The sequence below is a fragment of the Tateyamaria sp. 7Alg 36 genome, from assembly GCF_059882455.1.
In genome coordinates this window covers 3,249,020-3,260,600 of record NZ_CM187613.1, presented here as the reverse complement: position 1 = coordinate 3,260,600, position 11,581 = coordinate 3,249,020, and the positions used below count along the sequence as shown (strand labels likewise).

At 61.8% G+C, this 11,581-nt stretch carries 12 protein-coding genes; 1 reads left to right on the top strand and 11 read right to left on the bottom strand.

Annotated elements, in window-relative coordinates; genetic code table 11:
* Nucleotide 1: 1 nt before the first annotated feature.
* The 11 genes from AC6GQJ_RS15875 to coxB all read right to left on the bottom strand — a co-directional run bounded on the left by AC6GQJ_RS15875 (nt 2) and on the right by coxB (nt 9,901).
* Nucleotides 2-1,423, bottom strand: coding sequence for an FAD-binding oxidoreductase (locus AC6GQJ_RS15875; RefSeq protein ID WP_500770000.1), 1,422 nt, complete (start codon nt 1,421-1,423; stop codon nt 2-4).
* Nucleotides 1,424-1,507: 84 nt separating this feature from the next.
* Entirely contained in the window at nt 1,508-2,338 is an 831-nt protein-coding gene (locus tag AC6GQJ_RS15870; protein WP_500773953.1) for an MBL fold metallo-hydrolase, read from the bottom strand.
* A 79-nt stretch (nt 2,339-2,417) separates the two neighbouring features.
* Nucleotides 2,418-3,002, bottom strand: coding sequence for a GNAT family N-acetyltransferase (locus AC6GQJ_RS15865; RefSeq protein ID WP_500769998.1), 585 nt, complete (start codon nt 3,000-3,002; stop codon nt 2,418-2,420).
* Nucleotides 3,002-4,264, bottom strand: a complete 1,263-nt coding sequence (locus AC6GQJ_RS15860; RefSeq protein ID WP_500769997.1) for a M16 family metallopeptidase — start codon at nt 4,262-4,264, stop codon at nt 3,002-3,004. The genes AC6GQJ_RS15865 and AC6GQJ_RS15860 overlap by 1 nt, the downstream gene beginning before the upstream one ends.
* Nucleotides 4,265-4,274: 10 nt before the next feature.
* Complete coding sequence (thrC, locus tag AC6GQJ_RS15855) at nt 4,275-5,663, bottom strand: threonine synthase (protein WP_500769995.1); 1,389 nt, start codon at nt 5,661-5,663, stop codon at nt 4,275-4,277.
* Nucleotides 5,664-5,667: 4 nt separating this feature from the next.
* A complete protein-coding gene (locus tag AC6GQJ_RS15850; RefSeq protein WP_500769993.1) occupies nt 5,668-6,348 on the bottom strand; it encodes an SURF1 family protein in 681 nt (226 codons plus the stop codon).
* A gap of 90 nt (nt 6,349-6,438) precedes the next feature.
* Nucleotides 6,439-7,272 carry a cytochrome c oxidase subunit 3 gene (locus tag AC6GQJ_RS15845; RefSeq protein WP_500769991.1) on the bottom strand — a complete coding sequence of 278 codons (834 nt, stop codon included), beginning with the start codon at nt 7,270-7,272 and terminating at the stop codon, nt 6,439-6,441.
* Between the two features lie 12 nt (nt 7,273-7,284).
* Nucleotides 7,285-7,863 carry a cytochrome c oxidase assembly protein gene (locus tag AC6GQJ_RS15840; protein WP_500769989.1) on the bottom strand — a complete coding sequence of 193 codons (579 nt, stop codon included), beginning with the start codon at nt 7,861-7,863 and terminating at the stop codon, nt 7,285-7,287.
* A complete protein-coding gene (locus tag AC6GQJ_RS15835; RefSeq protein ID WP_500769987.1) occupies nt 7,860-8,021 on the bottom strand; it encodes a cytochrome c oxidase system small membrane protein in 162 nt (53 codons plus the stop codon). The genes AC6GQJ_RS15840 and AC6GQJ_RS15835 overlap by 4 nt, the downstream gene beginning before the upstream one ends.
* Entirely contained in the window at nt 8,018-8,956 is a 939-nt protein-coding gene (locus AC6GQJ_RS15830; protein ID WP_500769985.1) for a heme o synthase, read from the bottom strand. The genes AC6GQJ_RS15835 and AC6GQJ_RS15830 overlap by 4 nt, the downstream gene beginning before the upstream one ends.
* A 63-nt stretch (nt 8,957-9,019) precedes the next feature.
* On the bottom strand, nt 9,020-9,901 hold the full coding sequence (gene coxB / locus AC6GQJ_RS15825) for a cytochrome c oxidase subunit II (protein WP_500769983.1): 882 nt from the start codon (nt 9,899-9,901) through the stop codon (nt 9,020-9,022).
* A gap of 177 nt (nt 9,902-10,078) precedes the next feature.
* Here coxB and tldD point away from each other — a divergent pair, with 177 nt between their 5' ends.
* Nucleotides 10,079-11,500, top strand: a complete 1,422-nt coding sequence (gene tldD, locus AC6GQJ_RS15820) for a metalloprotease TldD (RefSeq protein WP_500769981.1) — start codon at nt 10,079-10,081, stop codon at nt 11,498-11,500.
* Nucleotides 11,501-11,581: the final 81 nt, after the last annotated feature.

The following is an 11,581-nucleotide window of genomic DNA, read 5'->3' as shown; positions in this document are numbered from 1 at the left end:
CCTATCCCGCCTGCGCGCGCAGCACCGCACCGGGGTTCATGATGCCCGCAGGATCTAGGGCCGCCTTGATGCTGCGCATCACTGCCAGTTTCGTCGGATCGCCATAGCGTTCCAGATCGCCGACCTTGAGCCGCCCGATGCCATGTTCGGCACTGACCGACCCGCCCAGTTCATGCACCAGATCATGCAGCGCCTGCTGCACCGCGTCGCGCACATCCAAATGGTCCGCCTTGGTTTTGCCGATCACAGGGAAGACATTGTAGTGCAGGTTTCCATCGCCCACATGGCCGAAACAGTTGATGCGGAAATCGCCCAGATGCGCGATGCGCCCACGGGCGGTTTCGATAAACTCGGCCAGAACGCCCAAGGGCAGGGAAATGTCATGCGAACTGACCGCCCCGATCAGGCGGTTCGCCTCGGGGATGGATTCGCGCACGGTCCAGAAATCGCTGCGCTGTGCCTCGCTTTGGGCGATCACGCCATCAGCCACCAGCCCTGTATTCAGCGCCTCCTCGAACAGACGCTCCAGCGCGTCAGAGGGTGCGATGCCACCCGATAGCCCCAGTTCGACCAGCACAGACCACTCCGGCGTTTCGTCCCACGGATTGCGCACCTGCGGCATGGTTTCGGCGAGGAAATCAAACCCCTGCCGGTGGATCAGTTCAAAGGCCGACACCGCCTCGCCCACATGGGCGCGCGCCATGGCCAGCAGCGACAGCGCCGCCGCGGGCGAGGCGACCTGAAACATCGCCGTGCCAATCGCCTGCGGAATCACAAACAGCTTCAGCGATGCCGCAGTGATGACACCGAGCGTGCCTTCGGCCCCGATCAGAAGGTTGCGCAGGTCGTATCCGGTGTTGTCTTTGCGCAGACGGCTGAGGCCATTGTAAATCTCGCCACTTGGCAACACCGCCTCGATCCCCAGACACAGATCACGCGCATTGCCATAGCGCAGAACGCCCGTACCGCCCGCGTTGGTGGACAGGTTGCCGCCAATGCGCGCCGACCCTTCGGCGGCCAGAGACAATGGAAACACCAGCCCCGCCTCGGCGGCAGCGGCCTGCACATCGGCCAGAATGACACCGGCCTCGGCCACCAGCACATTTTCCTGCGGATAGACGGCGCGGATCGTGTTCAACCGCTCAAGCGACAGCAGCAGCGGCACCGGCCCCTCGGGCGATACCTGCCCGCCGACCAGCCCCGTTCCGCCACCATAGGGGATCACTGGCACACGCGCCTCGGCAGCGGCGCGGATCAGGGTCGCGACCTCCTCGGTCGAACGGGGGCGCGCCAGCAATCCCGCCTGTCCGGCATAGCGCCCGCGCGGCTCGCTCAGGTGGCCTGCTTCGGGTGCGGAAAAGCGGTCTGCCGGCAATGTGGCACGCAACGCCTCGGCGCGGTCAGGGGTCAGGGAATTCAGCATGGGGGCCTCTTTGGCTGTGCGGGCCACAGGTGCCACGAAACCCACCAAAAGCGCAATGCGCCCAGATCGACGCAGCGTGCCAAATCACTCCGGCGTTTTGGACAGCCACGCGGGGCGCAGCACCATGATGGTCGGGCGACTTGGTAGCCGGTCGAGCGAGACATCCAACGCAGGGCCGCCAACCTCGACCACCTGAAAGCGATCGCGCATCCCGTCGAGGAATGTATTGAGCGTATAATCCCCGAACCAGTGCATTGGGATCACAATGGATGACCGCAGCCGATCCACGATCCGCATCATTGTCGGCAGGTCCACCGTCATCCCCCCGTCCACGGCTGCCATCACCACATCAAGGCGGCCAATGGCGGCATATTGTTCGTCATTTGGTTCGTGATGCAGATGGCCCAGATGCCCGATGCACAGGCCCGCCACCTCGAATACAAAGACCGAATTGCCGTCCCTTTCCACGCCCGAGAATTGCGACCGGATATCGGTCGATACATTGCGCACCAGCACTTCGCCAAGATCAACGCGGTGGTCGATCCCTTTGCCGAACTCGCCCCAACCGTTCAGCGCATGGGGAATGGCGGGATCGGGAAAGGCGGTCCAGTGGGTTTCGTGGGCATGGTTCATCGTGACCAGATCGGGGATCATCGGCGCCGTGCCGGTAAAGCCGGTAAAGTCAGTAACCATGTTCAGCCCGCCCGCCGTGCGGATCAGGAACGACGCATGGGCGATGTAATGGATGCGCACCGTTTCGGGGGCCACATCGACATCATAGCTGGCCTTGTGCACAAAGGTCGCGCCGTCGATGTCATTCGCCAAAGCGATGCAGTGGCTTGGCGTGCGGGTCTGTTGCGCCGTAAGGGTCAGCGGCAGCAGCATCAGGCAAAGTGATGTCAGGATCAGGCGCATGGGTGAAAGCATACCCCAGAGCGCGCCATTCTCAAAAGCTCTTGGCCCTGTTTTGCGTTATATCGCGCAGCTTGCCTGTTTATCCGACATCCGTGCGCCCGCGCCGGTCCATACGCAACGCCGCATACAGCACATGTGTCCGCCAGCGCCCGTCGATCTGGAGATAGCTTTGCGCGACGCCTTCATACTTGAACCCGCAGGTTTCCAGAAGCCCGCGTGACGCGGTGTTTTCCGGCAGGCACGCGGCCTCGATCCGGCTGAGGTCTAGGCGGTTGAACGCATAGTGCACGACCGCCAAGATCGCCTCGCGCATGTAACCTTGGCGCGAGAACTGCACCCCCGTCCAATAGCCAAGCGTGCCCGCTTGGGCCGGACCACGCCGGATATTGTCCAGCGTGATCGCCCCCACCAGCACATCGTCAGAGCGGCGGAACAGGAACAGCGGCAGCGCGGTGCCCGACGACACCGACCGCTGTGCCCAGTAGACGCGGTTGGTAAATGCCTTCCGCGTCAGGTGGTCCGAGGCCCAGCTCGGCTCCCACGGGGTCAGATGATCGACGCTTGAGGCGCGCAACGCCGCCCATGCACGGAAATCGGAATGGACCGGCGGGCGCAACGACATGCGCTCGGTCTCGATCTGCAATTTCCGTTTGGTCAGCAGCATCAGGCGGCGCGGCGCTCCTCTAGGGTGGCGCGGTCGGGCGCTTGATCGACGGGGCCGTAAAGGGCCATGGCCATCGGCGCGCGGCTTGCCATCTGTTCGGCGAAGTCGCTGACATCGCGCACGGTGATCGCGTCGATCAGCGCCACGCTTTCCTCAAGCGGCGGCACGCGGTCCCAGATCTGCACCAGCCGCGCCAGACGTTCGGCGCGGTTCGACGGGCTTTCCAGCCCCATCAGCAGCCCTGCCTTCATCTGCGCACGGGCGCGGTCGACCTCGGCTTGGGTAATGTCGCCCACGGCGCGCTTCATCTCGTCCACGGTGATGGTGGCCAGATCGGCGATCTGGTCGGCGGCGGTGCCTGCATAGATCGTTGTCATGCCGGTGTCGTGATAGGCACCTGCTTGGGCAAAGATCGTATAGCACAGGCCGCGGTTCTCGCGGATTTCCTGAAACAGGCGGCTCGACATGCCGCCGCCCAGCACGCTGGCATAGACCTGCGCGGTATAGATCGCGTCGTCGCGATATCCGGGGGATTCAAAGGCCAGCGCGAAATGCGCCTGTTCCAGCGCCTTGCCATGGCGCACCTCGCCCCCAGAGAACCGCGCCGCATCCGGCGTCAGCACAGGACGGCGTGGCATGTGACCAAAGAAATCTTCGGCCATGCGCACGATGGCGTCGTGATCCACAGCGCCCGCCGCCGACAGGATCATCTGTTCGGGGCCGTAATGCTGGCTCACGAATTGCGAAAGATCGGTGCGCCCAAAGGCCGACACACGCTCGCTTGGCCCCAGAATGGTGCGGCCAAGGGGCTGTTCTGGATAGGCCTGTTCCTGCAACCAGTCAAAGATGACATCATCCGGCGTATCAAGCGTCTGCCCGATCTCTTGCAGGATCACGCCACGCTCGGTCTCGATCTCGGAATCCTCAAAGACAGGGTTCAGCAGGATATCGGCCAGCACGTCCAGCGCCAGCGGCACATCGTTTTCCAGAACGCGCACGTAATAGGCGGTGACCTCGCGGCTGGTATAAGCGTTGATATAGCCGCCTACATCTTCAATGGCCTCAGCGATTTGCAGCGCGCTGCGCTTTTGGGTGCCCTTGAACGCCATGTGCTCAAGAAAATGCGCGATCCCGTTCTGCTCCGGTGCTTCGTGGCGTGCCCCTGCCCCGACCCAGACCCCGATAGAGGCCGATGCCAGTGAAGGCATATGTTCGGTGACAATGCGAAACCCGTTGCTCAGGGTGTGTGTTTTCGTGCTCAATTCAGGGCTCTCATGTGGCGCGGTGTTCCTTGATATGGGTCTTGAGTGCCTCAAGATCGTTGGGCACGCGGGTCACCCGTTCGCTGCGGTCATACAGGTCCGCCATGCGCGGGGGAAGAGGGGGCCGTATCCCTGTGGCGTCCTCGACCGCGTCGGGAAATTTCGCAGGGTGCGCGGTGGCCAGAGTGACCATCGGCGTGCCTGCGTCGATGTGATCGGCAGCCACGTGTACGCCGACCGCCGAATGGGGGCACAGCAACTCGCCTGTCTCTTTCAACGTGCGGGTGATCGCGGCGGCAGTGTCCTGTTCAGAGGCGCGGCCCGAGTCGTAGTGATCCTCAAGCGTTTGCATTGCGCCTTGGCTCACTTCGAAACCGCCAGCTTTCAGTTCGTCCATCAGTTGCGCCACCGCACCGCCATCGCGACCGTAGGCGTCAAACAGCGCGCGTTCGAAGTTCGAACTGACCTGAATGTCCATCGACGGGCTGATCGACGGGATCGTGTCGCCCTTGTGATAGCCCTGCCCGCTGAGGCAGCGGTGCAGAATGTCGTTCTGGTTGGTCGCCACCACTAGGCGGTCGATAGGCAGGCCCATGCGCTTGGCAATGTAGCCTGCGAAGATGTCCCCGAAGTTGCCGGTGGGCACGGTAAAGCTGACCTTGCGGGTCGGCGCGCCAAGGCTCGCGGCGGAGGAGAAGTAATATACCACCTGCGCCAGCACCCGCGCCCAGTTGATTGAGTTCACGCCCGCAAGGCCGACGCCATCGCGGAATTCGAAATCGTTGAACATGTCCTTCAAGCGGGCTTGGCAGTCGTCAAAATCCCCGTCCAGCGCCAAGGCATGCACGTTGGATTCGGTTGGCGTGGTCATCTGGCGGCGCTGCACCTCGCTGATGCGGCCATGCGGGTACAGGATGAACACGTCGACATTATCGAGGCCGCGGAACGCCTCGATCGCCGCCGATCCGGTGTCACCCGAAGTGGCCCCCACGATGGTCACACGCTCGCCCCGACGCGCAAGCGCGGTCTGGAACAGCTGGCCGATCAGTTGCATCGCGAAATCCTTGAACGCGAGCGTCGGTCCGTGGAACAGTTCCAGCAGGAAATGCCCCTGCGACAGTTGCACCAGCGGCGCGCGGGCGGCATGGCCGAAACCGGCATAGGCGCGGTTGATACAGCCACGGAACTCGGCATCACTGAACGTGTCACCGACAAAGGGGCGCATCACGGTATAGGCGATCTCTTCATAGCTTTGCCCCGCCATAGCAGCGATGGTGTGCGCGTCGATCTGCGGGATGGTTTCAGGCACATACAGCCCGCCATCACGGGCAAGGCCGGTCAGCATCGTGTCCTCGAAAGTCAGCGCGGGTGCTTGGCCACGGGTCGAAACATATTGCATGGGGCTAGCCTTTCTTGGCGCGGGTGCGCCACAGGAAATAAGACGTCATACCAACCCAGATCGCGGCCAGCGAGAACCAGGTGATAGCGTATTGCAGATGGTCATTAGGGATGTTGATCGTGTCCACGGGCCATGGGGTCACGCCCAGATCAACGGCGGGTTCGGGGGCTTCGCGCAGCACCACCAGAACCGGATCAGTCTCAAGCGCGGCGGCCATGGCGGGCACGTCGCGGGCGAACCAGATGTTGCCTGCAAGGTCCGGTTCGGGGGTAAAGCCGTCGGCCTCGATCGGGTTATCAAGATTGCCCGTCACGGTCAGCGTACCTGTCGGGGCGTCGGCCACGTCGCGCGATTGCGGCTGCCAGCCGGTATCGACCAACACAGCACGGCCCGCGTCGGTCTGGAACGGGCGAATAATGCGATAGACAGGGCCGGTCGTCTTGCGCGAGGCGAGCATGCGGATGTGGTCCGCACCGAATGTGCCGGTCATCTGCACGGGCGCATAGCGGCGGAATTCAGGTTCCAGCGCCTCGACCAACGGGACGGGGTCGGCACCGATCTGCGCTTCGATCCGCGCCAGCAGATCGTTCTTCCAGCCCAGCCGCTGCACCTGCCAGACCCCGAGAGAGATCAGCACAGCCGCACCGCCAAGCCCGACAGCCAGAAAGAAGATAATGCGCGTCATGACGCCTTTGCCCCAAAGAAAAAGCGCGCGAGGGAAATCCCCTCGCGCGCCGGTGTTTTTACAGCCCTGAGCGGTGCCTGCAAGCGCCGATCAGATACCCCAGAGGTAGACGGCGAAGAAGAGGAACAGCCACACCACGTCAACGAAGTGCCAGTACCATGCCGCCGCTTCGAAACCGACGTGCTTTTCAGGGGTGAAGTGGCCACGCATGGCACGGATCAGACAGACGGTCAGGAAGATTGTCCCGATGATCACGTGGAAGCCGTGAAAGCCTGTGGCCATGAAGAAGTTCGAGTAGAATTTGTCGCCGCCGAATTCCCAGCCTTCGTGCAGCAGGTGCATGTATTCATAAGCCTGCAGACCGGTGAAGGCGACGCCCAGAACGATACCGATGGCCAGACCGTTGATCAGATCCTTGCGGTTGTTTTCGTGCACCAATGCGTGGTGCGCCCATGTGACGGCACAGCCCGACAGCAGCAGGATCAGCGTGTTGATCAGCGGCAGGTGGAATGCGTCAACGGGGTAGATCTCGGGCGCGACATAGGTGCTGCCCACATAGTCGTTCATCGGGTACAGCGCGTGCTTGAAGAACGACCAGAACCATGCGGCAAAGAACATGACTTCGGACATGATGAACAGGATGAAGCCATAGCGCAGGCCGATGCGCACAACCGGTGTGTGATCGCCAACGCCGCTTTCGGTGACCACATCCGACCACCAGCCGAACATCACATAAAGCACGGCAACAAAGCCGATCAGGAACATCCATGGCCCTGTAAGCTCAATGGATTTGAACAGGATTGTCATCCCGCCGGACATCCAGACAACGCCGCCAAACAGCATGACAAAGCCGGCAAGCGCGCCAAGGAGCGGCCACGTAGAGGGCGCAAGAATGTGGTAGTCGTGGTTTTTAGCGTGGGCCATTGTTGACGTCCCTTAGTTCAGATTGCTGTCGTCGGCCTGATCGAGGGCGGCATAGCCTTCGGGCAGGTCAATTTGGTAAAATGTATAGCTCAGTGTGATCGAGTGCACGTATTTTGCGTCGCGATCCGTAACTATTTCCGGATCGACATAGAAGGTCACCGGCATCTGCACCCGTTCACCGGGGGCAAGGACCTGCTCTTCAAAGCAGAAACAGTCGATCTTGGAAAAGAACCCGCCCGCCTCGTATGGCGCGACGTTATAGCTGGCCGATCCCGCGATGGGACGGTCGGTCGGGTTGTAGGCCTCGTAAAAGGCCAGACCGGTTTCGCCGATCCGCAACTCCATCTCGCGCACCACGGGTTTGAATTCCCATGGCATGTTGCGTTCCAGCGATGCGTCAAAGCGGATCTTGATGGTCTGGTCCAGAATCTCATCCGAGGCGACTTCGCTGACACCGGTGGTGCCACCAAAGCCAGTCACACGGCAGAACCAGTCATAGAATGGCACCGACGCCCAAGCGAGCCCGCCCATCACAACGACAAGGCCAACTGTTTGCGCAACTGTCTTCTGGGGACCGGTCAAGCGGCTCATTGGGTGTCCTCAACACGTGGCATTTCGAAATCGCCGCCCGTGATTTTCACAAAGGTCAGCGCCAGTACCAGCACAACAAAGGCGGCCAACATCAGGCCCACGCCGACATTGCGGCCTTTGCGGCGGGTGTGAATCTCGTGCTCTGCCTTGATGCTCATGCCCAGATACCCCACGCGGCGGGCAACAGCGCCTCGACCAGAATCGCACCAAAGTGCAGGAACAGATACCAAAGCGACAGGCGGAAGAAAGACTTCTCGACCTTGTAATCGTCGTCCTCGGCCTGTGTCTCGTCACGGCGCCAGATGTCATAGGCGCCTTTCAAGAACAGGCCGTTCAGCACCAGCGCGGTTGCCAGATAGACGGGACCACCGATCGAGGTGAACGCGGTGCCAACAGCCAGAACAACCAGCGGCACGGTATAGGCAAGGATGTGCAGCCGTGTCGACTTGCGCCCGTTTGTCACGGTCAGCATCGGCACACCCGCATCGTCGTAGTCGGATTTCATGAACAGCGCCAGCGCCCAGAAGTGGGGCGGCGTCCACATGAAGATCAACGCAAACATCAACCACGGTTCAATTGCCATGGACCCCGTGGCAACGACCCAGCCGATCACCGGCGGGAAGGCACCAGCAGCCCCGCCAATCACGATGTTCTGCGGCGTCAGACGCTTTAGCCACATCGAATAGATCACGACATAAAAGAAGATGGTAAAGGCCAGCAGCCCCGCGGCGAGGAGATTCGCGCTGAGCCCCAGCATCATCACGGCCATGCCCGACAGGGCGAAACCGATCATCTTGGCCTCGTCCGGCGTCACCTTGCCCGCAGGGATGGGGCGCTTGGCGGTGCGGCGCATGATGCCGTCGATATCAGAATCCCACCACATGTTCAGCGCGCCGGATGCCCCAGCCCCGATGGCCACGAACAGGATCGAGGCGAAGGCGATGACGGGATGCACCTGTTCAGGCGCGGCCAGCAAACCCACAACGGCAGTGAACACGACCAGTTGCATCACGCGCGGCTTCATCAGGGCAAAATAGTCCCCCAAGGACGCCTCGCCCTCTTGCATTTGGCTTTGATAGCTCACGTCGGTCATGTCCGGCCTTGATGTGATGATCTGGGTGGGGTGTGCAGGCGGGAAATCCCCCGCCCGACACATTTAGTTGGAAGCGACAGTCAGCGTGCTGGGCGTGCCCGCGAATTCCTGCTTGGCGTCGGCCAGCCATGCGGCATAGGCCTCTTCGCTCACCACTTTGACGGTGATCGGCATGTAGGCGTGTGCGATGCCGCAAAGCTCGGAACACTGACCGAAATAGACGCCTTCCTGCTCGGCTTTGAACCACAGTTCCGCCAGACGGCCAGGCACAGCATCCTGTTTCACACCGAAGGCAGGGATGGTCCACGCGTGGATCACGTCGGCGCCGGTGACTTGAACAACAACGGTTTTGTTCACGGGAATGACGACCGCATTGTCCGTGGCCAGCAGGAAATCTTCGCGGGCATAGCCTGCTTCGACCAGTGCGGCTTCGGTCTCTGGCGTCAGGGAGTTGTCGCCACCGGTCGCTGGCGCGCCGATCATGTAGGATTCAAAGCCAAAGCCCTCGTCCACATACTCGTAACCCCAGAACCACTGGTAGCCGGTCGCCTTGATGGTGATGTCGGCCTCTGGGATTTCCTGTTGGTGGAACAGGGTCGGCAGCGAGAACGCACCAATGAAGACCAGAATGACAATCGGGATGATCGTCCACGCGATTTCGATGGGCGTGTGGTGGGTAAACGCAGCCGGATCGGGGTTACGCTTGCGGTTATAACGCACGATCACCCATGCCAGCAGCAGGGTGACGAACAGGGTAATCGCCGTGATGATCACAAGGATCATACCGTCCAACCACTGCAAACGGCGCGCGATTTCAGTGGCCGCAGGCTGAAAGCCCATCCCACCATCAACGGGGCGTCCGATCACCTCTAGCCCGTCCTGGGCCCATGCTGGTGCGGCGGTGAGGGCGGCTGTGACGCCCGACATCGAGAAAAGCTTTTTCATTTGGTCGTCCTGATCTTGTTGGATCATTGATCTGGTCCAAGAGGTGTGGTGCACGCCTCCCGTTGTATTGATGGCACTTACAATCATATCTTTGATCCAAGATAAAGACATAAGGGGCGCGTCAAACGGACGCTTTGCGCACAAAATGCCCCCCGCAACCTTTCTAAGGAGCCTTCCATGACCGATGCCCCCTTTGCCCCGCTGGACCAATTGGTCGACCGGACTGCCGCGCTCGACATTCTAAGGGGGGCGACCGAAGGGGCTGATGATGGCGAGTTGTTCTTTGAACAGCGCCGGTCCGAGGCGCTTGTCTATGATGACGGGCGGTTGAAAACGGCCAGCTATGATGCGGCAAAGGGCTTTGGCCTGCGCGCTGTGCGCGGTGAGGTCGCGGGATACGCCCATTCAACCGAGATCAGCGAATCCGCCTTGCGCCGTGCGGCGGAAACGGCCCGCCTCGCTGTCGGCGACGGGGGCGGCACCATGGCGGATGCACCCCAAGCCACCAACCGGCACCTTTATACAGATGCCGATCCGATTGCCGGTGCATCTTTTCCGGTAAAGCTCGAAACCCTGAAAGAGGTCGACGCCTTTGTGCGCGGTCTTGATTCGCGGGTTGTGCAGGTGTCGGCATCGCTTGCCGCATCGCTGCAAGAGATCGAGATTCTGCGCCCCGACGGTCTGTCTGTGCGCGATGTGCGCCCGATGTCGCGGCTGAATATCTCGGTCATCGTGGAACAGAACGGGCGGCGCGAAAGCGGCAGTGCGGGCGGCGGCGGGCGCGTCGGTCTGGACGGGCTGATCGACCGTGCCGACTGGCAGGCCAAAGCGCGCGAGGCATTGCGCGTGGCCGTGGTCAACCTTGATGCGGTCCCTGCCCCTGCGGGTGTGATGGATGTGGTCCTTGGCCCCGGCTGGCCCGGCATTCTGCTGCACGAGGCCATCGGCCACGGGCTTGAGGGCGATTTCAACCGCAAGGGCAGCTCGGCATTTGCGGGTTTAATGGGCCAGCAGATCGCGGCCCGCGGTGTTACGGTTCTGGATGACGGTACGATTCCCGACCGGCGCGGATCAATTACCATTGATGACGAAGGCACACCATCGGCCAAGAATGTGCTGATCGAGGATGGCGTGCTGGTCGGCTATATGCAGGACCGCCAGAACGCACGCCTGATGGGGGTGGAGGCCACCGGCAACGGGCGTCGCCAAAGCTATGCCCACGCGCCGATGCCGCGCATGACCAACACTTATATGTTGGGTGGTGACGTGGCCCCGGGCGATATCGTGGCAGACCTGAAGGACGGGATCTATGCCGTCGGCTTTGGCGGCGGTCAGGTCGACATCACCAACGGCAAGTTCGTGTTTTCCTGCACCGAAGCCTACCGCGTGCAGAACGGCGTCGTCGGTGCGCCGGTCAAGGGCGCGACCCTGATCGGCGACGGCGCGACCGCGCTGAAACATATCCGCGCCATCGGCAACGACATGGCGCTTGATCCAGGCATGGGGAATTGCGGCAAGGCGGGCCAATGGGTGCCTGTCGGCGTCGGCCAGCCCACATTGATGATTGGCGGACTGACCGTCGGTGGGTCGGCCGCCTGATCTTTCTGCCTCCGATTCGGGTAAAATCAGCGCCCGTTGCGCCCTGTCCCTCCCCTATTCGGGGGAGGCGCGGGACGTCGG